Here is a 24242-nt window from a genome sequence, read left to right on the forward strand (position 1 = left end):
TGCTCCGGTTCGGTGCTGCTGATGGTGCTGGGTGGTTTCAATCCTCGGTGATGATCACGACGTCGAGGCCGAGGTCGAGGGAACGCACACTGTGGGTGAGGGCGCCCACCGAGATCACGTCGACACCGGATTCGGCGATACGGCGCACGGTGTCCAGCGACACCCCGCCGCTGGCCTCCACGATGGCGCGGCCGGCGACCCGGCGCACACCCTCCCGCAGGTCGTCCGCGTCGAAGTTGTCGAGCATGATGGTGTCGATTCCCGCGGCCAGCACCGGTTCGATCTGGTCGAGGGTGTCCACCTCCACCTCGAAGTGGGTGGTGTGCGAGAGTTTGGCGCGCACGGCGAGCAGGGCGTCGGTGAGGCCGACGCCGCCGGCGCTGAGCACGGCCAGGTGGTTGTCTTTGGCCATCACGGCGTCGGACAGGCTGAATCGGTGGTTGTGGCCGCCTCCGTCGCGCACGGCCTGGCGTTCGAAGGCGCGCAGGCCCGGTGTGGTCTTGCGGGTGTCGACGATGCGGGCGTCGGTGCCGACGGTCTCGGCCACGTAGCGGGCGGTGAGCGCGGCGATGCCGCTCATGCGCTGCACGAAGTTGAGTCCGATGCGTTCGGCCGTGAGGATGCCGCGGGCCGGGCCCGAGGCTTCGGCGAGTAGCTCGCCGGCGGTGAACGGGGTGCCGTCGGCCAGGTGCAGGTGCACCACGATGCGCGGGTCGACGAGACGGAACGCGGCGGCGAACACGGCCCCGCCACTGAAGACACCGGGTTCCCTGGCGACGAGCTGGGCCGTGGCCACGGCGTCGGCGGGGATCAGCATTTCGGAGGTGAGGTCGCCCCACGGGGCGTCCTCGTCGAGGGCGGCGCGCACGACGGTGTCGATGGAGTGACTGGTCAGCATGCGATGGCCTCCGAGGGCTGCGGTGATGAGGGCTGCGAGGAAACAGAAATCAGGCTGCGGGACTCCCGGTCCCGGCGGCGGGTGAACCGCGGCCGGGCCAGCTCGGGCCGGCTGTCGGGGAAGTCGGCGCGGTGGTGGGCTCCGCGGGATTCCTGCCTGGCGAGGGCGGCGGCCACGATCAGGCGGCCGAGATCAAGCAGGTTCCCGGTTTCCAGGTCGGTGACCGAGGCCGTGTCGCGGTCGGCCGCCCGCCAGCCGGCCAGCAGAACGGCGGCGCGGGTGAGGCCGGCGCCCGAGCGGTGCACGCCGGCGGCCTCCCAGAGGAGTTGCTGCAGGGTGCCGCGGTCGACGCTCGCTCCGGTGTTGATGGTCTCGGGTGCACTGTCGATCTCGTAGACGAGTTCGTCGTCGAGCTGATCGTCGGGGTCGGTGCCGCTGGTGTAGCCGGCCGTGGCCGCTGCTGCGCCGAACTGCGGTGGCCGCTGCTCGGGTTCGCCGAGTGCGCGCACGGCGCGGTCGGCGAAGACGGCGGCCTCGAGCAGCGAGTTGGAGGCCAGCCGGTTGGCGCCGTGGGCGCCGGTGCGGGCCACCTCGCCCACGGCGTAGAGCCCGGGCACGGAGGTGCGGCCCCAAGCATCGGTGGCGACGCCGCCCATCCAGTAGTGCGCGGCCGGCGCGACCGGGATGGCTTCGACGGCCCAGTCCAGGCCCGCGTCGCGACAGGCCGCCGTGATGGTGGGGAAGCGGCCCTCGAGCAGCTCACGGCCGAGGCCGGTGGCGTCGAGCATGACCGGGGCACCGCCCTGCGCCTTCATCTGGGCGGCGATGCTGCGGGCGACGATGTCGCGGGGGGCGAGTTCGGCATCCGGGTGGATGGCCGTCATGAAGCGTTCACCGGTGCTGCTGAGCAGCACGGCTCCCTCACCGCGCACGGCCTCTGAGACCAGGGGCGTGCCCGGAACCGCCAGGGCCGTGGGGTGGAACTGGTAGAACTCGACGTCGGCGACGGCCGCGCCCGCGCGCCAGGCGGCGGCGACGCCGTCGCCGGTGGCGATGGCCGGATTCGTCGTGTGCGTGTAGAGCGCGCCAGCGCCGCCGGTGGCGAGGATCACGGCGTCGACGGTCACGGTGGGCCTGGCACCGCCGGACTCGAGCAGGGTGGCGCCGGTGACCCGGCCGTCATGCACGACCAGGTCGACGAGCATGCTGTTTTCGTGGATGGTGATCTGGTCGCCGCCGAGCGTGTGGGCCCGGTTCGCCCGTTCCCGCACCGTGGCCACCAGGGCGGCCTCGATCGCGGCGCCGGTTGCGTCGCCGCCGGCGTGCAACACCCGCGAGCGGGAGTGCGCGGCCTCGAGGCCGCGAGTGATGCCGGATTCGTCGCGGTCGAAGTCGACCCCGAACCGGATCAGGTCCCGCACCCGGGCCGGGCCCTCCGAGCAGAGCACCTGCACAGCGGCCGGGTCGCACAGCCCGGCGCCCGCCCGCAGGGTGTCGAGGATGTGCGCATCAACCGAATCGTCGGGGAACAGCGCCGCGGCGATGCCACCCTGGGCGTAGCGGGTGTTGCTCTCGGGCAGGGCGGCCTTGGTCACCAGGGTCACCCGGTGCCCGGCGTCGGTGGCCCGCACGGCGGCGAGCAGACCGGCGAGTCCGCTGCCGACGACCAGCACGCGTGCCATGGTCAGGCTCCCACCGGTGTGACGACCGGCGGTCTGGCCGCGAGCATCCGCTCGAGAGCGATGCGGGCCTGCCCGGCGACATCGTCGGCCACGGTGATGCGGTTGAGCACCTCGGCGGGCACGTCTTCGGTGCCCACGAGGGCCTCGAGCACCCAGGCCAGGTAGCCGGAGTGGATGCGGTACATGGTGGAGCAGGGGCAGACCACCGGGTCGAGGCAGAAGATGGTGTGTTGCGGGTACTGGGCGGCGAGGCGCTGCACGAGGTTGATCTCGGTGCCGATCGCGAACGTCGAGCCGGCCGGGGCGGCAGCGATGGCCTTGCCGATGTAATCGGTGGAGCCGTACTCGTCCGCGGCGTCGACGACGGCCATCGGGCACTCGGGGTGCACGATCACGCGCACGCCGGGGTGCTCGGCGCGTGCAGCGTCGATCTGGTCGACCGTGAACCGGCGGTGCACACTGCAGAAGCCGTGCCAGAGGATCACCTGTGAGTTCTCGAGCTCGTTCTCGGTGTTGCCGCCGAGGGGCTTGCGCGGGTTCCACATCGGCATCCGCTCGAGGGGCACGCCCATGGCCTTGGCGGTGTTGCGGCCCAGGTGCTGGTCGGGGAAGAACAGCACCCGCTGGCCCCGTTCGAAGGCCCACTCAAGCACGGTCTCGGCGTTCGAGGAGGTGCAGACGATGCCGCCGTGCTCACCGCAGAAGCCCTTGAGCGCGGCGGAGGAGTTCATGTAGGTGACCGGGATCACCGGCACGCGGCCGGAGGCATCGGGTTCGGTGCCGTAGAGCTCTTCGAGCTGCTCCCAGCACTCGGTGACGGAGTCGATGTCGGCCATGTCGGCCATGGAACAGCCTGCGGCGAGGTTGGGCAGGATCACGGCCTGCTCGGGGCGGGAGAGCAGATCGGCGGTCTCGGCCATGAAATGCACGCCGCAGAAGACGATGGCTTCGGCATCCGGCCGGCTCTGGGTGGCGACGGCGAGCTGGAAGGAGTCACCGACGAAGTCGGCGTGCTGGAGCACTTCCTCGCGCTGGTAGAAGTGGCCGAGTACCACGACGCGGTTGCCGAGGGTGGCCTTGGCGGCGCGGATCCAGTCGCCCAGCTCACCGTTCGAGGCCGTGCGGTACCGGGCGGGCAGCTCGCCCTGGCGGGGGGAGCCGGTGGGGATGACGTCACCCATCGAGGAGCCCGGACCGTAGCCGGGGGCTTTGTCGTCGAAATACCAGGGATCGACGGCGAGGTCTGGCGTGCAGGTGCTGCCGGCGGTTTCGCCCGTGCTGATCAAACGGATGGTGCGGTCGACCGATGCGATGGTCATGTCGTGCTCCTCGGGGGGTGCGGGGTGGATTGGAGGGGAGTCTCGGGCCAGCCGGCCGATGGGCCCAGCGGGCTCTGTTCGGTGAGGGACTGGGAGTCGTTGTAACGGTAGAGCCGGGGCGGTCGGTGCGGCACGCCGGCCAGTCGGAGGCCGGTGTCGACGACGGTTCCGGACGACTCGATCATGCGGCGGAAGTTCGCCGGGTCCAGCGCGCGGCGCAGGACCGCCTCGTGCACGTCGCGCAGTTGGGCCAGGGTGAACGTCTCACCGAGGAAGGCGTGCGCGATGCGGGAGTACTCCACCTTGGTGCGCAGACGCCAGAGCGCGTATTCGACGATGTGGTTGTGGTCGAACGCGAGTTCGGGCAGCCGGTCGGCGGGGAACCACTGCACGTTGTCGCCGACGGCGGCGAGTTCGGCCTCGGTGGATTGCACCAGGGCCCAGTAGACGACCGAGACGACCCGGCTGCCCGGGGACCGGCCGAGGTCGCCGAACGTGTAGAGCTGTTCGAGGTAGTTGGGGGAGAGGCCTGTGGTTTCGCGCAGGGTGCTGGCCGCGGCGGTGGAGAGCTCTTCTTCCGGCGGCAGCCAGCCGCCCGGCAGCGCCCACAGGCCCAGGTAGGGGTCCCTGGTGCGGCGCACCAGGGGAAGCCAGAGCGTCATGAAACCCGATTCGACGTCGGGCCGGAGCGCGAAAATGACCGTCGAAACCGCAAGCACGGGCGGGTGTAGATCGGTCATCGGGGCATCCATCGAGTAAAGGTCAGTATGACTCTAACGTGAGGTCCATCATATAGTCATTGTGACCAGAAGTGGCAATTGCGCCCGCGGTGGCCGCCGCTCTCGGCCGGGCAGGTGCGTAGCCGGCTCAGCGTCCGAGCTGGGCCGAGCCCACGGGAGCCGGATTGTTGTGCCGGGCGCCGCGGCCGGTCAGGCCCCAGATCGTGACCCGTACCATCGCCTCCAGAACGATCCTCCCGCTCATTTTCGAGCTGCCGAGGGTGCGTTCGACGAAGGTGATCGGCACCTCTACCACGCGCAAACGGGCGCGTACGGCGTGCAACAGCATGTCGATCTGGAAGCAGTAGCCGAGGCTGTCGACGCTGCCGAGCGCCATCTTCTGCAGGGCGTCGGCGCTGTACACCCGGTACCCGCCGGTGACGTCCCGTTGGGGCAACCGGAGCAGCAGTCGCGAATAGACCGAGCCGCCCTGGGAGAGCATCCGGCGGTGCCACGGCCAGTTCTGCACCCGACCATCGGGAACCCAGCGCGAGCCGAGCACCACATCGGCGGTGCGCGCGGCCGCCAGCAGGTCGGGCAGCTGCTCGGGCTGGTGCGAGCCATCGGCGTCGAGCTGCACAAGATAGTCGAAACCGCGGTCCCTGGCCCAGCCGAAGGACTCGAGGTAGGCCGCGCCCAGGCCGTTCTTCTTGCTGCGGTGCAGAACCTGCACCCGTTCGTCCGATGCCGCGAGCAGGTCGGCCAGGGCGCCGGTGCCGTCTGGCGAGGCATCGTCGACGATCAGGACGTGGGCATCCGGCACGCTCGCGCGCACGCGAGCGACGATCGGGCGGATGTTGTCGCGCTCGTTGTAGGTGGGAATGATGACCACGGTCGATGGCATGGGTTACCTTGTCATTTCGATGAGGATCGTGCAGTTGATCGTGCGAGACGTCGCGATGGTGAAGCCCGCCTGCCGGAGCACGTCGAGGTCGCTTCCGGCGGTGGTTTCTCTCCTGCCCACGTTCTGCAGAAGCCATACCCGGTGGGTGCCGGCCAGGCGGGATGTGGCGTCGGCGAGCAGGACCGGGTAGGCCCAAAGCGTGACGAACCGCGTGGCGGTGGCGCGCCGCGACCTCACGAGGTGCACGAGACGAGCGTCCGCGCCAACACGACGGTGCCGATGAAGCCGCGCCGACCTCGCGTCGTCGGCCCCGAGGCCTCGACGAGTGGAGAGGCGAGAACTAAGGTCACATCCAGACCGTAGAACCCTCGGGTTAACGTTTGCCGACCGGGGGCCGCACGCTCCTGCGAAGGTTCTCAGAGTCGCCGCGGCGGCCTGTTGTGCTGGTCGGTGTCGATTCAGCGCAGGTGCCGCGGCAGCCGGATTTCGACCGCGAGTCCGGTGCCGGTGTTGCGCAACAGGACGGTGCCGTTGGCGCGTTCGACGATGGCGTGCACGATGGCCAGGCCGAGCCCGGAGCCGCCGGAACTGCTCGAGCGCGCGTTGTCCGGCCGGGAGAACCTGTCGAAGGCCAGGGGGATGAAGTCCTCCGGCAGGCCGGGGCCGGTGTCGACCACTGTGATCAGCGCCCCGATGCCGGAGCGCACGAGCGAGACGGTGACACTGCCACGGCCCGCCATCGCCGTGATGGCGTTCGAGATCAGGTTGTCGAGGAGCTGGCCCATATTGGTGGCCGAGATGCCATACCGGCCCACCGGGTCGTCGTCGTCGATGCGATAGACCACCTCGAGTTCCTGGCCGTCCCGCACCACCCTGGCCCGGTCGACCGACGCCGTGATCTCACCCACCAGACCGGCCCAGTCGGTCTCGGGCGGCGCCTGCTCGCTCTCCAACTTGCTGAGTTCGAGCAGGTTGGTCGCCAGACGGCTGAGCCGGCCGGCGGTCGCCGATGCGTCGCGGATGTCGCGCTCGAGCGCCGGAGCGTCGCCTGAGTCGAGGTGGGCCAACTCGAGTTGCGCCTGCAGCACCGCGAGCGGGGTGCGCAGCTCGTGGCTCGCATCCGACACGATCTGCTTTTCGCGGTCAACGCCGCGCCGGAGCCGCTCGATGAAGTCGTTGAGGGTGCGGGCGAGCTGGCTCACCTCGTCCTTGCCGGCCGGCACCCGCAGCTGCGCCGACGATCCGGTGGTGCTCAGGCTCTCGGCCTCCTCACGCAGACGGGTCACCGGGCGCAGGGCCGCTCCGGTGAGCAACCAGGAGGCCAGTCCGAAACCGGCGGTGAGGATCAGGGTGCCGAGGGTCAGCACACCGGTGAGCTCGTCGAGCAGCAGCGTCGGGGCCTGCTGGCTTCGGGCGGCGATGACCAGCCAATCACCGGCATCCGAACTCACCGGCGTCGCCGAGACCAGGTAGCTGGCGGCGGGCGTGTACACGGTCTGCGGCTCGGCACCCAGCTCGGTGAGGGCTTCAATCTGCTGGTCCAGGCTGCGCGGGAGGGACGACTTGCGTACGGTTCCGGTGGGGTCGACGATGGCGAGCAGCTGGCCCTCGCTCGGGCTTTGAATGGCCTCGGTGGGGTTCGTCGCGAGCTGACCGAGCAGCGACTCGGCATCGTTGCGCAGCACGGTCTCATTCGTCTCCGTGAGGATCGACTGCACCTCGAGCCGGAAGAAGAACGCGGCGGTGCTGAACAGCACCGTGGCGACCAGGAGGCTGCCCACGGTGATACGCGCGCGGATCGACAGCGCCGGCCACCAGATTCGACGGAGACGACTCACCGGGCGGGCCGCCTCATTCGGCGAGCTCCACGGCGTAGCCGGTGCCCCGCACGGTGACGATGCGCACGCCCGCGGCATCCGTGTCGATCTTGCGGCGCAGGTAACTGATGTACTGGTCGACGATGTTGGGGTCGATGTGGTTGGTGCCGTTCCAGATCTCTTCCAGGATGGTGCTGCGGTCCACGGTGGTGCCGGCCCGGCTGCAGAGCAGGCGCAGCAACGCCACCTCCTTGGGGCTCATCGACACCGCTCGCCCGGCGACGGTGACCCGCAGGTCACGGGAGTCAAGCACCAGGTTGCCGATCTCCACGGTGGCCGGGGCTCCCATGGACCGGCGACGCAACAGGGCGCGCACCCGGGCGGACAGCTCGGCGAAGGCGAACGGCTTGGTGAGGTAGTCGTCGGCGCCGCTGTCCAGCCCGAAGACCCTGTCGTCGACGGTGTCGCGTGCGGTCAGCAGCAGTACCGGCATGGTGCTGCCCGACAGGCGGATGCGCCGGCAGATCTCAAACCCCGACATCTGTGGCAGCATCACATCGATCGCGGCCAGGCTGAAGCCGTCGCCGGCGATGGCGATGAGCGCGTCGACCCCGTTGGAGACCCGTGCGGTCTCGTATCCCTCGGCCTGCAATCCGCGTTCGATGAGGGCGCCCATCTGGTCATCGTCTTCCACGACCAAGATCTTCATCCGTCACCCTTCACTCACATCCAGATCTCATGCTGGCACGTTGCGGAGAGCTTCGCTTGCAACCGGCCGACGGTCAAGCTGGGAAGCCGCCGCTAGGCTGGCGGCATGGTGGATGCGCGCGCGCAAGACGAACTGGGAGTTGCCGTGGCGCAGTTCGCGCCCGGCGCAGATCAGGCCTCGAATCTGGCCGTGATGCGGGAGCTGGCAGGCACTGCCGTGGCCCGCGGCGCGCGCATCGTGGTGTTCCCCGAATACTCATCCTTCTTCGAGCGCCGGTTGGGCGAGGCCTCCGTTGCCTCCGCCGAGGCCCTCACCGGCCCGTTCGTAACGGCCATTGGCCGTCTGGCCGCCGATTTGGGCGTGCACATCGTCGCCGGCATGCTTGAACGCACCGCCGACCCCGACCGGGTGCACAACACGCTTATCGCCGTCGACCCTGCCGGGAAGGTCGTGGCGCGCTACCGCAAACTGCACCTCTACGACGCGTTCGGCACCCGGGAATCCGACCGAGTGCTCGCAGGGCTCATCGAGGCTCCCGAGACCTTCGACGTCGCGGGCATCACCGTGGGCCTGCAGACCTGCTACGACATCAGGTTCCCCGAGGTGACCCGTCGGCTGGTCGATGCCGGCGCCGACCTGGTGCTGGTGCCCGCCGAGTGGGTGCGCGGACCGCTCAAGGAACAGCACTGGCGCACCCTCGTCACCGCGCGCGCCCTCGAGAACACCGTCTACGTCGCGGCGGCCGACCACGCCCCGCCCGGCGGAGTAGGCGCGAGCATGGTGGTCGACCCGATGGGTGTCGAACTGGTCACATTGGGTGAGACGACGGATGTCGCGCTCGCCTGGATCTCCGCCGCCCGGCTCGCCGAGGTACGCAGGACCAACCCCGCCCTCGTCCTGCGCAGATTCGGAACCGTGCCGCTGGAGCCGGCCTGCGGCTCTACTCTGGCGCGGCCACCGACGATTTCGGCAACGCGGAGGCCGACTTGACCGCGAATGACACATTCGCGCCGCCCCCGTGACCGGAGTCGATGCAGCGCTCTTCGCTCGTGGCGATGAGCCCCTGAGAGCTGTTCGCTGAGCGGGCCAATTGGGCGATCCACTCCGGATTGAGCGTCGGCGTATGCCCGCCGGTGAACTTGAAGTACAGCGGAATGGCCGGGTTCATCCACGCCGAACTGCGGCCGTCCCCAACATCGATGGCGTTGCGCCACGAAAACAGGAAGCTTTCGCCTCTTCGGAGTTTTTGCACAATGACGACTTGCAGATGAGTAAGGATCCTGTCGTCGAATTCAACGACGACCCGGTCGTAGGACAGGGTGCCCATGAGGTGTCACGTTCACTTCCAGATTGGCCACGCACGGTGCCGGGAACGGGTGAAAGCGATGATGGGGCACTAACAAGAGAACCGGAGTATTTGTCAATTCTCCTCTGCCTGTCGCCCAAGCGCAAGGGATTCGGGCCGATGCAAAGCCTGCAGGGCATCCGACGGCCGTTCGACGTGGCCGAAGTGGCCGGTCCCGCCGAGCACCGTTACCTCGAGGTCGGCGATGAGTCCGGCCATCCGTCGGTCGTCGTCGGCGGTGACGAACACATCCCGGTCGCCGTGCACGGAGCGCACCGGGCACTCGATGCGTGCCCAGGAAACCTCGGCGTCGTACCCCCCGGCGCGGCGGGCGGCCAGGGCGAAGGAGCGCGGCCGGGCCTCGGCGGCGAGGGCGGCCACCACACTGCCGTCGACCCGGCGGACGTCACTGAACAACGGGGACACCAGGGGGCGCAGCAGGCGCACCCTGTGCAACCCAGTGGCCAGGCTGCGGCCGAGAGGGCCGAGCACCGTCAGGGCCCGCATGACGCCGAGGAGAGCCGTGAAGCCGGGCAGGACCGTGAACCGGGTGAGCGGATGCCGCACGCTGGTGATGACGCTGAATGTGGTGGCGGACACCAGGCCGACGAAGCTCGTCTGCCGGGGCGTGCTTGCCGCGAGTTCGAGGGCCACGAAGCCGCCCAGCGAGTGTCCGATCACCTGCCAGTTCCGGTAGCCCAGGGCCGTGGCGATTTCGGCGACGGCCGTGGCCAGCGACTCGATGGTCTCCGCGTCGACGTTCCGCGGCAGGGGAGTGTCGCCCCAACCCGGTAGGTCGGGGAGGATCAGGTCGGCCAGCGGGGCGCCGGTCTGCCGGTCCGCCGCGCTGATCAAGGGTGTCCACGTGGTCCAGGATCCCGCCGCGCCGTGCAACAGGATCGTTGCGGGGGCGCCTGTGGCCGTGCGTCGGCCGTGGCGCACCGCCACGGGTCCGAGAGCCGTGTTGATCAGGCTCATCTGCAGGCCCAGCCGGGCCGCGTCATGGATCAGCGCATCAGGGCAGTAGCCCGGGGCCGCGTCGGACGCCGATACGTCGGAGGTGATGCTCATGACAGGGGTTCGGTGCGCCCGGGCGGCCGGATTGGCGCCCGGCGGAGGCTGTGCGCCGGCAATCTATCTCCCGAGGCCCGGAATAGCGGGGTCTATCGCACTGTTTCCTGAACGGGACGCGTATCCGACCTCGGCGGCATAGCCGCGCATCCACCGCGTCCGCATCACACAGAAATAAGGAGCACTACGTGAGTCTTTTCACCCCGCTGAACCTCGGCGCCCTCGAATTGCCCAACCGGATGGTCATGGCACCGTTGACCCGAATGCGTTCCGGTGTCGAAGGCGTCCCCGGCGCGTTGAACATCGAGCACTACCGCCAGCGAGCCACCCTGGGCCTCATCGTGACCGAGGGCGTCTATCCCGACCAGGCCGGTCAGGGCTTCCCCGGCCAGCCCGGCTTGGTCACCGACGAGCAGATCGACGGCTGGGCCAAGGTCGCGGATGCCGTGCATGCCGCCGGTGGACGCATCGTGGCTCAGGTCATGCACGCCGGCCGGGTCACCCACCCCGAAACCAACGGCGGGCTCCAGATTGTCGCGCCCAGCGCCATCGCCATCCAGGGCGAGAGCCACACGTACAAGGGCAAGCTGCCTTACCCGGTGCCGCGCGCCCTCACCCTCGAGGACCTCCCGGCATCATCGACTGCTTCGTGCAGGCGTCCCGCAATGCCGTCGCGGCCGGCATGGACGGCGTCGAAATCCACGGTGCCAACGGGTACCTGCTGCACGAATTCCTCTCGCCGGCCTCCAACCAGCGTGACGACGTCTACGGCGGTTCGCCCGAAAACCGGGCCCGTTTCGTCGTCGAGGTCGCCACGGCGGTCGCCGCCGCGATCGGCGCCGACCGGGTGGGCATCCGCATCTCCCCGCAGCACAACATCCAGGACGCCCTCGAAACCGACGACGCCGACGTGCTGGCCACCTACGGCGCCCTGGTCGACGGGCTTGCACCGCTCAAGCTGGCCTACCTCAGCATTTTGAACCGCGACCCGTCGGGCGAGCTGGTGCGTGCCCTGCGCACCCGGTTCGAGGGACCGCTGCTGGTCAACACCGGCTTCAGCCAGGTCACCACGCGCGAGGAAGCCATCGCTCTGCTGGACGACGGCCTCGGAGACGGTGTCGTCGTGGGACGCGCCGTGATCGCCAACCCCGACCTCGTGCGTCGCTGGCTCGAGAACCTGCCGCTGAACGAGCCCAACCCGGCCACGTTCTACGGCCCGGATGCCGTCGGTTACACCGACTATCCGGCCTACGCGAACTAGCCTCAGCCGCCACCTGCGGGCACCGCAACGGCCCCCTGCCGCAGGGTGCCGTTTCGTGTGCTGGCCGGGTCACAACCGGGCGAGCCGCGTGGCGGCCTCCTCGAGCACGTCGACACGCTTGCAGAAGGCGAACCGCACCAGCGACGCGTACTGCGCCTTGTGCTCCGGCAGGCAGAATGCCGTAATCGGGATCCCGACCACCCCGGCCAGGTCGGGCAAGGTGCGACAGAACTCGACGGCGTCCGGACGGCCGAGGGCGCCGGCATCCGCCACGATGAAATACGACCCCTGCGGCGTGGTGAGGGTGAACCCCGCCGCGCTCAGCCCGCGGGCCAGCACGTCCCGTTTGGCCTGCAGGCCGGTGGCGATGCCGGTGTAGTAGCTGTCGGGCAGGTCCAGCCCGATGGCCGTGGCCGGCTGGAACGGGGCGCCGTTGACGTAGGTGAGGAATTGTTTGACGGCGAGGATCGCCGTGACGATGGCAGCCGGCGCGCTCAGCCAGCCCACCTTCCACCCCGTCGTGCTGAAGGTCTTGCCGGCCGAGGAGATCGTGACGGTGCGCTCGCCGGCGCCGGGCAGCGTCGCGACCGGCAGGTGGGTCACGCCGAAGGTGAGGTGTTCGTACACCTCGTCGGTCACGATCAGGGCGTCGTGCTGGTGCGCGAGGGCCACGACCAGCTCCAGGGTCTGGCGGGTGAAGACAGTGCCGGTGGGGTTGTGCGGGTTGTTGATCAGGATGATCCGGGTGCGGTCGGTCACGACGGCGGCGAGTTCATCCAGGTCGGGTTGAAAATCGGAGGAGTGCAGCCGCACCGTGCGGTGCACGCCGCCGGCCAGGGCGATCAGGCCGCCGTAGGCGTCGTAGAACGGCTCGAAGGTCACCACTTCGTCACCCGGTTCGAGTAACGCGAGCAGGGTCGCGGCGATGGCTTCCGTGGCACCGGCGGTGACCAGAACCTCGGTGCCGGGATCGACGGTCAGGCCGTAGAAGCGGCGCTGGTGGCGCGCAATCGCCTCGAGCAGCACGGGTGTGCCCCGCCCGGGCGGGTACTGGTTGACACCGTCGCTGATGGCCTGACGCGCGGCCTCGAGCACCTCGGCCGGTCCGTCTTCGTCGGGGAAACCCTGGCCCAGGTTGATGGCACCGGTGCGCATGGCGAGGGCGCTCATCTCAGCGAAAATGCTGGCGGAGATGGTGCCGTCGGCGCCGAGGAGTCCGGCGCCTTGGGCGGTGCGCCGCCAGGCGCCGGAAATCGTCATGTGGTGACCTGCTTCATATCCCCAAAGTTACGACATCCCGCCCCCACTCTCTCCTGCCCGCCCGCCGGCCCAGGGGAGATGCAGCGGGACTTATGCATCACCACGGCCGAATTTGGGGCTGTGGATAACTTGCGCGCGGGGAGGGACGGCTGCCCTACGGTGGCGGCATGGGGATCGTGGGCGTTGTGCGAAGAGGTGCAGGACGGATGATCACTGCTGCCTGTGTGGGCGGTCTGCTGTTGGGTGCGGCGGGCTGTACGGCGGCTCCGAAATCCGCTCCGCCGTCGCCAACGCCCACGGTCGTCCCCATTTTCGCGTCCGACGAGGAGGCGCTCGCCGCGGCCACCGAGGCCTACGCGAACTACCTGGACCTCTCCGGTGTAATTGCCCATGAAGGTGGCGACAACCCATCACGAATGACAGCGGTAGCAGTCGGGGAGGCACTTGAGACCGAAGTGCAAACTATGGAGGGTATGGCGCAGGTCGGAACAGTTGGCGTTGGCGTGCTCAAGTTCGACAGCTTCACCTTGCAGTCTGTCGACTTGGCAACTGGCGCGGTCTCAGCCTATGTGTGCCTCGACGTTTCCGAATCGGACGTCATCGATGGCTCAGGGGTGAGCGTGGTTGCAGTCGACCGTGTGGAGAGGCTTCCCCTTGAGATCGGTTTCACTTTCGAATCAGCCAGCCAGCGCTTGCTTCTGGAGAGGACTCGGTCATGGGACGGGGAAAATTTCTGCTGGTCGCTCTGATTTCGATTGCGCTAGCGAATCAGCTACCGGCATCAGCTGTTGCGCTCATTGACGCTCAGGTTTGCGGAGCCTGGTCCGGCGCGAGTGGGGACTGTCCAACGTTAGGCGCTTCCGTCGGAAATGGCGGGGTGAACGTCGGGGCGGAGCGGGAGAGTTTCACCCCGGGTCGCCCGGGCGACGCCTACGGAGGTAGCAGCGGGGGTGGCGACCGGGGTGAGGGCACTTGGGACGGGTTGCCCGATGGTGTCAGTTTTGTCCCCGGGGGTGTGTCCGTCGACCGGGGCGACGCATCCGCCGGCCCGGGCGGACTACCGAGGCGCTTGCCGAACGCGGTACCGGCCGACCCCGCGGTGCCGGCATGCCAGCCACAGACTCCGTGCGACCCGGATCTGGTTGTTCGGGTGAGCGATCTGGTCAGCATCCCGGCTGATGTGCCCACCCAGGGCATGGAGCCCAACGGCTGGATCGTTGTTGGCGTGCCAACCAACTTCTTCGCCACGGCGTCTGCGCATGCCCGGTCAGGGCCGCTCCTCGGCGCGGCGGCCGAGGTGCGGTTCACCCCGGTGGGTTTTCGCTGGGACTACGGCGACGGAGCATCCCGCACCTCGGTGAGCGGCGGGGCGAGTTGGGCGGCCCTGAACCTTCCCGAGTTCTCAGAAACCTCAACCAGCCATGTGTTCGAGCAACCCGGCACGGTGTCGATCGGCCTGGTCGCGTCCTATGCGGCCGAGTATCGCTTCGGCGGCGGAGAATGGCGCGCCGTGCAAGGCCTGGTGCTCGTTCCGACGACCCCGATCATCGCGATCGCCGACCGGACCGACACGGTTCTTGTTGCCGAGTCCTGCTCCGTCAACCCCCGCGGTCCCGGCTGCTGAGCGCAACGTGGGCGCATCGTTCCGGTGCGCAATTCCTCAAGCCGGGCAAGGTCACGGCTTCATCATTGACTGCTCCCAGTCTGCGCATATCAAACGCACAGCTTTAGGCGAGAAGCTATCTTCGCTTGGAAGGAGCACATCATGACTGACAACACACAGGACCCGGGTACCACCCCCGACGAGCCTCAGGACAGCGCACCGATCGAGGTCAACTCCTCGGGTGAAGCCGTTCCGGGCACCGCAAACGTTCCCCCCACCGATCCCACCGACGCACAGCCGACGGCGGTGCAGCCCACGGTTCCCCAGCCGGCAGACAACCAGCCCACCGAGGTTCTCGGCTCTGGAGACGGCACGGTCGCCGCCCAGGCCCCTCAGGCTCCCGCCGCTCAGACACCGGCACTCGGCGCAGCCGACCACCAGGCCGCTGCCCAGCAGGGTGCTGCCGATCAGACCGCAGCCGATCAGGCAGCAGCCGATCAGGCAGCACCTCAGCCGACGCACCCCTACACTCAGGCTCCGGCACAGGCCGCGGCCTACCCCACGGATGCCTTCGGTCGCCCCATTCCGGGCCCGGACGGGTCCACCCCGATTTACGCTCCCACGCTTGCCCAGCAGCAGGCGTACGCCAACGCGAACGGGTACCCCGCCCAGCCCGCCTTTGGCAAGGCCCCCAAGGACCCCAACCGGCGCAAGGGGAGCGTCGCGTTCGTCGCCGCCCTCGCCATCGCAGCCCTGGTCGGCGGCGTCTCCGCCGCCGGCGTCTCCGCCTTGGTCTACTCGAGCCAGAGCAACGGTACCCCGGCCAGCCAGGCCCAGGGGCCGAGCACGGTGGTCGTCAACGACACCGAGAGTGTCAACGAGATCACCGCCGTTGCCGCCAAAGCCTCATCGAGCGTCGTCACGATCGACGTCGCCGCGGGCGATTCCGGCGGAACCGGGTCGGGTGTCATTCTGAGCGAAGACGGCTACATCCTCACCAACACCCACGTCGTCACGCTCGACGGCGCCGCGTCCGACGCGGCCATCCAGGTGAAGGCCAGCGACGGCAAGCTCTACACGGCCACTCTGATCGGCACCGACCCGGTCTCCGACCTCGCCGTGATCAAGTTGACTGACGCGTCCGGCCTCACGCCCATCACGTGGGCGGATTCGAGCGACCTCAACGTCGGCGACACCGCCATTGCGATCGGCGCCCCGCTCGGCCTGTCCGGCACCGTCACCAATGGCATCGTCAGCGCCCTCAACCGCAGCATCACCGTGGCCTCCTCAGCCGCCCCCGCCACGCCCGATGAGACCACGCCAGAAGAGGGCGACGGCAACTTCTTCAACTACGACCTGCCCAACAGGGACGGTTCGACCCCCGACGCTCAGGCCCCCCAGAGCAGTATCTCGCTCTCCGTGATCCAGACGGATGCCGCGATCAACCCCGGCAACTCCGGCGGTGCGCTGCTCAACAGCAAGGGCGAGCTGATCGGCATCAACGTCGCCATCGCCAACGCCGGTGGCAGCTCGACCGCCACCACGGCAGGGAGCATCGGTGTCGGCTTCTCGATCCCGGCGAACCTGGCCAAGCGGGTCTCCGACGAGATCATCGAGAGCGGATCCGCCTCACACGGCCTGCTCGGAGCCAGCGTCACCAGCGCCACCAGCACGGACAGCGCCACCGTCGGCGCCCTGATCAGCGAGGTGTCGTCCGGAGGAGCCGCCGAGAAGGCCGGACTGAAGGCCGGTGATGTTGTCACCAACTTCAACGGCGTTCCCATCACGGACGCCACCGACCTCACCGCCCAGGTGCGCACCCTCGCGGCCGGCGACTCCGCCGACCTCATCTACGTGCGCGACGGAAAGTCAGTGACGGTCTCCGTCACCGTGGGCGAGCTCACCAGCTAGCCCGCGTCAGCTCCTTCCTTCCCCCTGCGCCGCCGGTCCCGCACCGGCGGCGCAGTTGTGCGTACCGGCCGGTACCAGCCGCTGGCGGGTGCCGCACAGGCAACGCGACCCGAGTCAAAAGACTCGGCTGCTAGGCTCAGGCGATTGCCCGAATGAGTGGAAAGATGGCCAGCCCAGTGCACGAGAGCGCAGACACAGTGCTGATCGGCGTCTCGTACATCATGCCGGTGCTCAACGAGGCCAGCCATGTGCGGGCCGCGGTGCAGAGCCTTCTCGAGCAGGACTACGACGGACCCTTCGAGGTCACCCTCGCCCTCGGGCCGAGCATCGACGGCACGACCGAACTCGTCGAGGAGATGGCCGCGGTGGACCCGCGCATCCGCGTCGTATCCAACGAGGTCGGGTCGACCCCGGCCGGCCTCAACATTGCCATTCGCGCCTCCAGCTACCCCGTCGTCATCCGTGTCGACGCCCACTCCGTGCTCCCGCGCGACTACGCCCGCATCGCAGTCGAGACCCTGCAGCGCACCGGCGCCGACAATGTCGGCGGCATCATGGATGCCCAGGGCACCGCACCGTTCCAACAGGCCGTCGCCCGCGCCTACGGCACCCGCATCGGCCTGGGCGGCACCCCGCTGCACGTCGGCGGGCCTGAGGGGGAGGCCGAGACCGTGTACCTCGGCTGCTTCCGCCTCGACAGCCTGTTGCGGGTGGGCATGTTCGACGAGGGCATCAAGCGCGGCCAGGACTGGGAACTCAACCGGCGCCTGCGCGAACACGGCGGGTCGGTCTGGTTCACACCCGCGTTGAAGGTCATCTACCGGCCGCGGCCCAGCCTGTCCCGGCTGGCTCGCCAGATGGTCTCGACCGGGCTCTGGCGTGGCGAACTGGCCCGCCGGTACCCCGAATCGAACGGCCTGCGCTACTTCGCTCCGCCCGTTATGGTGCTCGGCGTCTCGCTCGGCATCCTGCTGGGCCTGGCCGGCCTCGTTCAGGTGCTGCTGGGCGGTCAAGGCTGGCTGCTGCTGGGGTTGATGGCCCCACTGGCCTACCTGCTCATCGTTGTTGCCGCCACGGTCGCGTCCACCAGGGCCGACGGCGTTCGTGTCGCGCTCTGGTTTCTCGTAGTCTTGCCGTGCATTCACTTCTGCTGGGGTGTCGGCTTTCTGCTCGGTTACCTCAAGCTCACCACCAACATCTCGGCACACACGGGAAGACATCAATGACGTCTGCTTCGCCCAATACGGCTCGGCCCTCTTCGATCGCCGAGCTTCGTGCCGTCGCGCAACCCCCCGAGGTACGGATGCGCGCCAACGCCGAGCACTGGACGGCCTCGCTCTACCTGCGCGATCTCTCGCCGTATCTCACCTGGATGCTGCTGAAGACGCGCATCTCGGCCAATGGCGTCACCGGCCTGATGATCCTCGTCGGCTGGTCCACCGCCGCGGCCCTGCTGATCCCTGGCCTCTGGGGTGCCCTGCTCGCGCTGGTGCTCGGCCAGCTGCAAATGCTGGTCGACTGCTGCGACGGCGAGGTGGCCCGCTGGCGCAAGACATCCTCGCCGGCCGGCGTGTTCCTCGACAAGGTCGGGCACTACTCCACCGAAGCCCTGATCCCCATCGCCCTGGGCATCCGCGCCGCCGCCTACCCGTTCGAGGCGCCCGCCGACTTCCTGTTCACTACCTTGGGCCTGGCCCTCGCGCTGCTGATCGTGCTCAACAAGGCCCTCAACGACATGGTGCACGTGGCCCGCGCCAACGCGGGCCTGCCCAAACTGGCCGACAACAAGGGTGAGAAGGTGCCGCAGGCCGGTCTGATCGCCACCCTGCGGGGCCTGGCCCGGTTCCTGCCGTTCCACCGCCTGTACCACTCGGTGGAACTGACCATGGTGATCTTCGTCGCCGCGGTCATCGGCCTGGTCGCCGGACAGCCGGTCACCGACCGGGTCTTCCTGGCCGTGCTCGTTCCCCTCGCCTTCCTCGCGTTGATGGGCCACTTCCTGGCGATCATGGCGTCCAAGCGGGTGCGCTCCTGAGATCAGGCGACACGATGCCCGTCACCGTCGGCGTCGTCGTGCTCACCCAGGGCCGCCGTCCGGACGACCTGGAGCGCGGCATCCGCAGTCTCCTCGCCCAGCAGGAGGTGCAGCTCGACATCGTCTGTGTCGGCAACGGCTGGCAGCCCACGGGACTTCCCGCCGGGGTCACCGCCCTTGCCCTGCCCGAGAACCTGGGCATCCCCGCCGGCCGCAACCGCGGGGTGGAGCACGTCACCGGCGACTACCTGTTCTTTCTGGACGACGACGCCAGCCTGCCGGACCCCCGGTTCCTGATCGACGCCGTGAGCGTGCTGCGCGCCGATCCCAGCATCGGGCTGTTGCAACCGCAAGTCGTCGACCCGGCCGGTCTCACCGCTCCGCGGCGGTGGATCCCGCGCATCCGCAAGGGTGAAGCCACCGAATCCGGCGCCGTCTTCTCGGTGTGGGAAGGTGCAGTGCTGATGCCGCGGCCGGTCTTCGACGCTACCGGTGGTTGGGCCGAACCGTTCTTCTACGCCCACGAGGGCATCGAGCTGGCCTGGCGGGTGTGGGACCTGGGCCTGCGCACCTGGTACGCCGGCGACCTGGTGGCGAACCACCCGGTGATCCTGCCCACCCGGCACGCCGATTTCTACAGGCTCAATGCCCGCAACCGGGTGTGGATCGCCCGGCGCAACCTGCCGGCGCCGCTGATGCCGTTCTACGTGGGGTCCTGGACGGCGATTCAGGTGCTGCGCGGCGCCCGCGACCCGGCCGCCCTGAAGGCCTGGTTCCGCGGCTGGTGGGAAGGCTGGACCACCGACCCGGGTGAGCGGCGGCCGCTGTCGGCGCGCACCATCTGGCGGATGACCCGCGCCGGCCGGCCCCCCGTCATCTGAACCCATCGCTAACGATTGGCTACCGGCGCGCCTCATCCGAGGTTCAGTAGGCCTGAGGTCCCACCTCGGTGGGTAGGCTGGAGCAGTGGTAAGCAGGAAAGACGTCCGACTCGCAGCAAAGCTGGTGAAGGACGTGCTCGGTTCCCGCAAAGCCCAACGTCTCGTCGAGGAGCGTCTCGCCGTGCGCGGCCCGCTGCCTGCGCGTACCTTCACGATCGCTGTGTACTTCGCGGATGGGCCGGTCAACCTCTACCAGATGCGCCAGTGGTACAAACCGCTCGCCAAGCTGGCGGAGACCTGGCCAGTGGTCGTCCTGAGCCGCACCGCCGGCGGCACGAATAAGCTGCTCGAGGAAAGCCCGATACCGGTCGCCTACGTGCGCAAGGTGGTCGACCTCGAACGGGTGATCGCCGAGCAGGACATCCGGGTCGTCCTCTACGTCAACCAGAATTCCCGCAACTTCCAGATGATGCGCTACGGGCGCCGCTGGCACGTTTTCATCAACCACGGTGAGAGCGACAAGATGTACATGACCACCAACCAGTTCAAGGCGTACGACTACTCGTTCGTCGCCGGTCAGGCTGCGGTCGACAGGCTCGGCAAGGTGCTCTGGGACTACGACTTCGACAAGCGGGCGATCACCATCGGTCGACCCCAGGCCGACCACTATTCCGGCCTGCTGCCGTATACGCCCGACGAGCGCACAGTCGTGCTCTACGCGCCCACCTGGGAAGGCGACCGCGCCGCCGCCGCCTACGGGTCCATCGCCACGCACGGCGTGGCTCTCGTCACGGCGCTGCTGCGAAGCCCCCGGCACCGGGTGATCTACCGTCCGCACCCGCGCTCCGGAGTCGTCGACCACGAATACGGTGCGGCGAACAAACAGATCATGGCCGCCATCACCGCCGCGAACGGCCGCGACCCCGGCGCCCAGCACATCATCGACACCGGCGCTGAACTCGGATGGCAGCTGTCCGCCGCTGATGTCGCCATCGTGGACATCTCGGCGATGGTCTATGACCGGCTCGCCTCGGGCAAGCCGCTCATGGTGACACGGCCGTTGAACCCTCACGCCGCCATCGACACCAGCGGATACCTGTCCGACTGCGAGTGGCTCGGCGCCAGTGGCACCGCTGGCGTCGTGGAGACCCTGGACGAGCTTGTCAACGACAGCGGCGCCGAGCAGCGGCTGCAGGTCTGGGTGGAGCAGTACTTCGGCGATCCGACCCCCGGCGCACCGACGGCGCGATTCCAGGCCGCGATCGAGCACCTGATGGCCGAGTGGGACCGCTTCGCCGAGGTTCACGCCGACGTCGATGACGGCCTCGCCGAGTTCGTCGACGATGCCAGCGAGATCGAAGAGGTCTAGCCCTCCGCGGGGTCGACCTGGTCTGCCGGCGCGCTCCTGCGGCGCCGCGGGCGGGGGAGGGCCCGGAGAGCCCCGTGACCCAACTGGGTGAGCCGGCCGCCGGGCACCACGGTGCCGTTCTGCAGCGTGATGGTGTGCACCTTCGGGTCCAGCTCGGCGCCGAACCAGGCCGGCGCCTGGCCGAACGCGAGCCTGGACGAGCCGACGACGCGTTTGCCGAGAATGTGGTTGCCCATTCCGCCGATGACGGCGCCGATGCCGAACGGCACGGCCTTGCCGATCAGGCTGGCCCCACCCTTGGCGGCGAACTGCCGGATGAAGGAGCGCTTCAGACGGTCGGTCAGCGGACCCATGATGGCCCGGGGGAGACTGGTGGTCACCAGTTCGCCCCAGTACGCGGTGCGCGCGACGCCGCCGCCGGTGACCTGGCCGGCCAGCTGACGTACCAGGTCGGAACCCTCGTGGCCGAGCATCATGGTCATGACCAGTGCCCTGGCCCGTTCGGGGTCGCTCACCGTGATGCCGTGTACCTCGCTGACGGACTGCGAGAACAGTGCGGTCGCTTCGAGGAACCCGGCGGTCTCAACACCCGACAGGGCCAGGGTGATGCCGGTGCCCACGCCGGGGATCACAGCGGTCGCACCGACGGCCGCGCCACCGCTGGTCACTGCGGCGAGGTAACGTCGCTCCAGAATGCGCACGAGCTGCTCCGGGGTGGCATCCGGGTGACGGTGGCGGATGCTGCGAATGTGAGCGAGAACCGCCGGGCGATGGATGGCCATGACCCTGTCGAACCCGGTGGCGACGCCGGTGGGCAGCTGGCCGCCCCGCGGCAGCCCGCCGGTGGGCGACAGCAGTGGTGTGGGCTTCTTGGCCATGGTGCGGTCCTCCTCGGGTGCGCAAAGCATGAGTTTACGGTTCGAAACTGGGCATCGGCGAGAAAATTCCCAGTCAGATGCGGGGCGTTGGCCGTGACGAATCGAGGTCGGGTTACGTCGCCGGTTTGATGCCGTATTCAGCGTTGTACCGGTCGAGAACCTCGTTGATCGGGGCGTCGAGGACCAGCGCGCCCTTGTCAAGATAGAGGCCCCTGGCGCAGAAGCGCCGCAGATCGCGTTCGTTGTGCGAGACGAAGAACAGGGTACGTCCGCCGGCGAGGAGCTCCTCGATGCGGCGGTAGCACTTCTCGCGGAAGGCCTTGTCGCCGACGGCCAACACCTCGTCGACGAGGATGATCGGCTCCTCAAGCCTGGAGATCACAGCGAACGCGATGCGCACCTTCATACCGCTGGAGAGGTGCTTGTACGGGGTATCGATGAAATCGGCGATCTCGGCGAACGCGATGATGTCGTCGAACCTGGAATCGATCTGCTTGCGCGTCATTCCATGCAGCCCCGCGGTGAGGTAGACGTTGTCGCGCACGGTGAGGTCGTCGACGAATCCTCCGGTGATCTCGATCAGCGGCGCGACCCCCTCGATGACATCAACGGTGCCCTCGTCGGGCAGGACAACACCGGTGACCAGTTTGAGCAGCGTGGACTTGCCCTGGCCGTTCCGACCGACCACGCCGATGGCCTCTCCGCGTTGCACCGTGAACGACACGTTCTGCAGCGCCCAGAACTCGCCGGGCCTGGTGCGACGGCGGGTGCTGGCGAACAGGTCTTTGAAGCTGCGGCGGCTGCGTCGGTTGCGGCGGAACCTGATCCCGACGTCGTTCAGGGAGATGACGGTCTCGGCCATCAGATCTCCTTCAGAACGGCGCGCTCGGTGCGGGAGAAGACCAGCAGGCCGATCCCGAGGAAGGCCACGGACATGACCACGCTGACGGTTACGACGAACCAGTCCAGCTCGCCGGGGAAGAACGCGGCACGGTAGAGGCTGAAGATGCCGCTGAGCGGGTTGAATGCCGCCCAGAAATGCAGCTGTTCCGGCAGGTCGCTGGTGCCGTAGATGATCGGTGACGCGTAGAACAGGAAGCGCAGGATGAGCTTGACTGCCCGCTCGAGGTCGCGGAAGAACACGACCAGCGGGGCCACGATCAGGCCGACGCCGGCGGTGAGGATGGCCTGGATGATGATGGCCAGCGGGAAGAAGAACGCGTCCATGCTGATCTCGGCACCGGACCAGACGGCAAAGAGGATCAGGACGGGGATGGCGGCGACGAACTCGATGCCTTTGGAGAGCACGAGGCGGTTCACCCAGATGGTGCGGGGGATGCGGGTGGAGCGGATCAGCTTCGCTTCGCGCAGGAAGGCCCGGGTGCAGTCGGAGACGGCCCCGTTGAACCACATCCACGGCAGTAACGCGGCAAGCAGGAAGACGATGTACGGGTCGTTGCCCACGGTGCGTTGGAAGACCTGGGTGAAAACGAACCAGTAGATGCCGGCCATTACCAGCGGGTCGAGGATCGACCAGAAATAGCCGAGCACCGAGGTTGAGTACCGCACCCGCAGGTCGCGCTGGGTCAGCAACCACAGCGAATGACGGTAACGCGCAAACGGGGTGCGCTGTTCAGGACGCACCTGAGCGTAACTACTCACGCGCTCTATCGTATGGGAGCGAAATGGGGCGCCGCGCCATTGGCGGCGGCGCCCCACGGCGGACAGATGATCAGACGAACAGGTTGGCGCGCTCGAGGTCCTCGGCGAAGTCGACCTCGACTGCGTAGAAGTCCGAGATGTCGACGGGTTCGACGAGCATACGGTTCTTCTCGATCGCGAGCTCGATGCCGCGCTCGAAGTAGTCCTGGTCGGCAACCTTGCTGAGGTGGTGGATGAGCATGGCCTTGTCGGCAGCGGACACGTAGTTGATGCCCACGGCCTCGCCGAGACCGTTTTTCACGGTCTTGGACAGCTCCTTGATGTAGCCCTCGGCGCTCGTCGTGTACTTGACTTCCTCGTCAGACACCTTGGACGTGTTGACCGTGACGAAGGACTGGTCGCGCTTCATCATCGCTGCGGCGCGGTCGAGGATGGCGGGATCGAAGACGACGTCGCCGTTCATCCACAGCACGCCACCGTTGGCGGATGCGCGCAGGGCTCGCAGCAGGCTCTTGGACGTGTTGGTCACGTCGTACTGCTCGTTGTAGACGAAAGACGCCTGCGGGAAGGCCTCGATAATGTGCTCGAGCTTGTAGCCGACGACGATGGTGACCTTGGTCTTCTTGCCGAAGGCGTGCTCGATGTTGTCGAACTGCTGCTGCATGATCGTGCGGCCGTCATTGAGTTCGGTCAAAGGTTTGGGCAGTGAGCGGCCGAGGCGGCTGCCCATTCCTGCTGCAAGTATTACTACCTGGGTGGTCACGAATATCTCCTAAGAAAGATCTGGGTGGCCCCGCGGCAGCAGGACGTTTTAGTCGAGTTTGCCTGCGGTTCACCCTTAAGTTCACGTATAGACACTCCGTTATGCCACCTTCAGACTAGCCGACCACCCCGTTCCGGGGGAAGAGTCGGCCCAAT

Annotated in this window: 23 protein-coding genes and 1 pseudogene; 9 read left to right on the plus strand and 15 right to left on the minus strand. The window is 68.1% G+C overall.

The window, feature by feature from the left end:
* Nucleotides 1-37: 37 nt before the first annotated feature.
* The 8 genes from nadC to BJQ95_RS04560 all read right to left on the minus strand — a co-directional run bounded on the left by nadC (nt 38) and on the right by BJQ95_RS04560 (nt 8048).
* On the minus strand, nt 38-898 hold the full coding sequence (gene nadC / locus BJQ95_RS04525; RefSeq protein ID WP_130178055.1) for a carboxylating nicotinate-nucleotide diphosphorylase: 861 nt from the start codon (nt 896-898) through the stop codon (nt 38-40).
* A complete protein-coding gene (gene nadB / locus BJQ95_RS04530; RefSeq protein WP_130178056.1) occupies nt 892-2580 on the minus strand; it encodes an L-aspartate oxidase in 1689 nt (562 codons plus the stop codon). The genes nadC and nadB overlap by 7 nt, the downstream gene beginning before the upstream one ends.
* A gap of 2 nt (nt 2581-2582) precedes the next feature.
* On the minus strand, nt 2583-3899 hold the full coding sequence (gene nadA, locus BJQ95_RS04535) for a quinolinate synthase NadA (protein WP_130178057.1): 1317 nt from the start codon (nt 3897-3899) through the stop codon (nt 2583-2585).
* Nucleotides 3896-4639: an NUDIX domain-containing protein gene (locus BJQ95_RS04540; protein ID WP_130178058.1), complete on the minus strand. Its 744-nt coding sequence runs from the start codon at nt 4637-4639 to the stop codon at nt 3896-3898. Before BJQ95_RS04540 ends, nadA begins: the two co-directional genes overlap by 4 nt.
* 127 nt (nt 4640-4766) lie before the next feature.
* Nucleotides 4767-5522, minus strand: a complete 756-nt coding sequence (locus BJQ95_RS04545) for a polyprenol monophosphomannose synthase (RefSeq protein WP_130178059.1) — start codon at nt 5520-5522, stop codon at nt 4767-4769.
* Between the two features lie 3 nt (nt 5523-5525).
* Complete coding sequence (locus tag BJQ95_RS04550) at nt 5526-5768, minus strand: hypothetical protein (RefSeq protein ID WP_130178060.1); 243 nt, start codon at nt 5766-5768, stop codon at nt 5526-5528.
* Nucleotides 5769-5980: 212 nt separating this feature from the next.
* Nucleotides 5981-7360, minus strand: coding sequence for a cell wall metabolism sensor histidine kinase WalK (locus BJQ95_RS04555; RefSeq protein ID WP_165384951.1), 1380 nt, complete (start codon nt 7358-7360; stop codon nt 5981-5983).
* Nucleotides 7361-7373: 13 nt separating this feature from the next.
* On the minus strand, nt 7374-8048 hold the full coding sequence (locus BJQ95_RS04560; RefSeq protein ID WP_130178062.1) for a response regulator transcription factor: 675 nt from the start codon (nt 8046-8048) through the stop codon (nt 7374-7376).
* 105 nt (nt 8049-8153) lie between these two features.
* Between BJQ95_RS04560 and BJQ95_RS04565 the strand changes: the two genes are divergently transcribed.
* A complete protein-coding gene (locus BJQ95_RS04565) occupies nt 8154-9038 on the plus strand; it encodes a carbon-nitrogen hydrolase family protein (protein ID WP_130178063.1) in 885 nt (294 codons plus the stop codon).
* Here BJQ95_RS04565 and BJQ95_RS04570 read toward each other — a convergent pair.
* Both BJQ95_RS04570 and BJQ95_RS04575 read right to left on the minus strand, forming a co-directional pair.
* Nucleotides 8989-9375: an ATP-dependent DNA ligase gene (locus BJQ95_RS04570; protein ID WP_240694781.1), complete on the minus strand. Its 387-nt coding sequence runs from the start codon at nt 9373-9375 to the stop codon at nt 8989-8991. The two genes, BJQ95_RS04565 and BJQ95_RS04570, sit on opposite strands and share 50 nt — an antisense overlap.
* Before the next feature lie 93 nt (nt 9376-9468).
* Nucleotides 9469-10464 carry an alpha/beta fold hydrolase gene (locus BJQ95_RS04575; RefSeq protein ID WP_130178064.1) on the minus strand — a complete coding sequence of 332 codons (996 nt, stop codon included), beginning with the start codon at nt 10462-10464 and terminating at the stop codon, nt 9469-9471.
* Between the two features lie 239 nt (nt 10465-10703).
* On the opposite strand from BJQ95_RS04575, the pseudogene BJQ95_RS04580 reads away from it, so the two are divergent.
* A pseudogene (locus BJQ95_RS04580) lies at nt 10704-11725 on the plus strand (alkene reductase).
* A gap of 69 nt (nt 11726-11794) precedes the next feature.
* Here the strand turns inward: BJQ95_RS04580 and BJQ95_RS04585 are convergent.
* Nucleotides 11795-12985 carry an aminotransferase class I/II-fold pyridoxal phosphate-dependent enzyme gene (locus BJQ95_RS04585; protein ID WP_130178065.1) on the minus strand — a complete coding sequence of 397 codons (1191 nt, stop codon included), beginning with the start codon at nt 12983-12985 and terminating at the stop codon, nt 11795-11797.
* Between the two features lie 206 nt (nt 12986-13191).
* Here BJQ95_RS04585 and BJQ95_RS04590 point away from each other — a divergent pair, with 206 nt between their 5' ends.
* From BJQ95_RS04590 to BJQ95_RS04620, 7 genes are all read left to right on the plus strand, one after another.
* Nucleotides 13192-13734, plus strand: coding sequence for a hypothetical protein (locus BJQ95_RS04590; protein ID WP_130178066.1), 543 nt, complete (start codon nt 13192-13194; stop codon nt 13732-13734).
* A 401-nt stretch (nt 13735-14135) separates the two neighbouring features.
* Entirely contained in the window at nt 14136-14609 is a 474-nt protein-coding gene (locus tag BJQ95_RS04595; RefSeq protein ID WP_130178067.1) for a hypothetical protein, read from the plus strand.
* A gap of 141 nt (nt 14610-14750) precedes the next feature.
* The gene (locus BJQ95_RS04600) at nt 14751-16499 is read left to right on the plus strand and encodes a S1C family serine protease (RefSeq protein WP_130178068.1); all 1749 of its coding nucleotides are present in this window, start codon (nt 14751-14753) and stop codon (nt 16497-16499) included.
* 164 nt (nt 16500-16663) lie between these two features.
* Nucleotides 16664-17725 (plus strand): glycosyltransferase family 2 protein, encoded by a 1062-nt coding sequence (locus tag BJQ95_RS04605; protein WP_240694782.1) that lies wholly within the window; start codon nt 16664-16666, stop codon nt 17723-17725.
* Nucleotides 17722-18534, plus strand: a complete 813-nt coding sequence (locus BJQ95_RS04610) for a CDP-alcohol phosphatidyltransferase family protein (RefSeq protein ID WP_130178069.1) — start codon at nt 17722-17724, stop codon at nt 18532-18534. The genes BJQ95_RS04605 and BJQ95_RS04610 overlap by 4 nt, the downstream gene beginning before the upstream one ends.
* Nucleotides 18535-18548: 14 nt before the next feature.
* Nucleotides 18549-19415, plus strand: a complete 867-nt coding sequence (locus BJQ95_RS04615) for a glycosyltransferase family 2 protein (protein WP_130178070.1) — start codon at nt 18549-18551, stop codon at nt 19413-19415.
* An 85-nt stretch (nt 19416-19500) separates the two neighbouring features.
* Nucleotides 19501-20784, plus strand: a complete 1284-nt coding sequence (locus BJQ95_RS04620; protein WP_130178071.1) for a hypothetical protein — start codon at nt 19501-19503, stop codon at nt 20782-20784.
* Here BJQ95_RS04620 and BJQ95_RS04625 read toward each other — a convergent pair.
* From BJQ95_RS04625 to BJQ95_RS04640, 4 genes are all read right to left on the minus strand, one after another.
* Complete coding sequence (locus BJQ95_RS04625; protein WP_370688387.1) at nt 20781-21662, minus strand: hypothetical protein; 882 nt, start codon at nt 21660-21662, stop codon at nt 20781-20783. The genes BJQ95_RS04620 and BJQ95_RS04625 overlap by 4 nt on opposite strands.
* Nucleotides 21663-21774: 112 nt before the next feature.
* The gene (locus tag BJQ95_RS04630) at nt 21775-22524 is read right to left on the minus strand and encodes an ABC transporter ATP-binding protein (RefSeq protein WP_130178072.1); all 750 of its coding nucleotides are present in this window, start codon (nt 22522-22524) and stop codon (nt 21775-21777) included.
* A complete protein-coding gene (locus BJQ95_RS04635; protein WP_240694783.1) occupies nt 22524-23324 on the minus strand; it encodes an ABC transporter permease in 801 nt (266 codons plus the stop codon). Before BJQ95_RS04635 ends, BJQ95_RS04630 begins: the two co-directional genes overlap by 1 nt.
* Before the next feature lie 70 nt (nt 23325-23394).
* Nucleotides 23395-24087 (minus strand): NTP transferase domain-containing protein, encoded by a 693-nt coding sequence (locus BJQ95_RS04640; protein ID WP_130178073.1) that lies wholly within the window; start codon nt 24085-24087, stop codon nt 23395-23397.
* Between the last annotated feature and the right edge of the window lie 155 nt (nt 24088-24242).

It is taken from the genome of Cryobacterium sp. SO1 (genome assembly GCF_004210215.2).
Classification (GTDB): Bacteria; Actinomycetota; Actinomycetes; order Actinomycetales; family Microbacteriaceae; genus Cryobacterium.

Excerpts from the sequence above, each read along its gene's own strand:
- nadC (WP_130178055.1), bottom strand. The coding sequence starts at position 898 with ATGCTGACCAGTCACTCCATCGACACCGTCGTGCGCGCCGCCCTCGAC.
- nadB (WP_130178056.1), bottom strand. The coding sequence starts at position 2,580 with ATGGCACGCGTGCTGGTCGTCGGCAGCGGACTCGCCGGTCTGCTCGCC.
- nadA (WP_130178057.1), bottom strand. The coding sequence starts at position 3,899 with ATGACCATCGCATCGGTCGACCGCACCATCCGTTTGATCAGCACGGGC.
- BJQ95_RS04540 (WP_130178058.1), bottom strand. The coding sequence starts at position 4,639 with ATGACCGATCTACACCCGCCCGTGCTTGCGGTTTCGACGGTCATTTTC.
- BJQ95_RS04545 (WP_130178059.1), bottom strand. The coding sequence starts at position 5,522 with ATGCCATCGACCGTGGTCATCATTCCCACCTACAACGAGCGCGACAAC.
- BJQ95_RS04560 (WP_130178062.1), bottom strand. The coding sequence starts at position 8,048 with ATGAAGATCTTGGTCGTGGAAGACGATGACCAGATGGGCGCCCTCATC.
- BJQ95_RS04565 (WP_130178063.1), top strand. The coding sequence starts at position 8,154 with ATGGTGGATGCGCGCGCGCAAGACGAACTGGGAGTTGCCGTGGCGCAG.
- BJQ95_RS04570 (WP_240694781.1), bottom strand. The coding sequence starts at position 9,375 with ATGGGCACCCTGTCCTACGACCGGGTCGTCGTTGAATTCGACGACAGG.
- BJQ95_RS04575 (WP_130178064.1), bottom strand. The coding sequence starts at position 10,464 with ATGAGCATCACCTCCGACGTATCGGCGTCCGACGCGGCCCCGGGCTAC.
- BJQ95_RS04585 (WP_130178065.1), bottom strand. The coding sequence starts at position 12,985 with ATGACGATTTCCGGCGCCTGGCGGCGCACCGCCCAAGGCGCCGGACTC.
- BJQ95_RS04590 (WP_130178066.1), top strand. The coding sequence starts at position 13,192 with ATGATCACTGCTGCCTGTGTGGGCGGTCTGCTGTTGGGTGCGGCGGGC.
- BJQ95_RS04600 (WP_130178068.1), top strand. The coding sequence starts at position 14,751 with ATGACTGACAACACACAGGACCCGGGTACCACCCCCGACGAGCCTCAG.
- BJQ95_RS04605 (WP_240694782.1), top strand. The coding sequence starts at position 16,664 with ATGGCCAGCCCAGTGCACGAGAGCGCAGACACAGTGCTGATCGGCGTC.
- BJQ95_RS04610 (WP_130178069.1), top strand. The coding sequence starts at position 17,722 with ATGACGTCTGCTTCGCCCAATACGGCTCGGCCCTCTTCGATCGCCGAG.
- BJQ95_RS04615 (WP_130178070.1), top strand. The coding sequence starts at position 18,549 with ATGCCCGTCACCGTCGGCGTCGTCGTGCTCACCCAGGGCCGCCGTCCG.
- BJQ95_RS04625 (WP_370688387.1), bottom strand. The coding sequence starts at position 21,662 with ATGGCCAAGAAGCCCACACCACTGCTGTCGCCCACCGGCGGGCTGCCG.
- BJQ95_RS04630 (WP_130178072.1), bottom strand. The coding sequence starts at position 22,524 with ATGGCCGAGACCGTCATCTCCCTGAACGACGTCGGGATCAGGTTCCGC.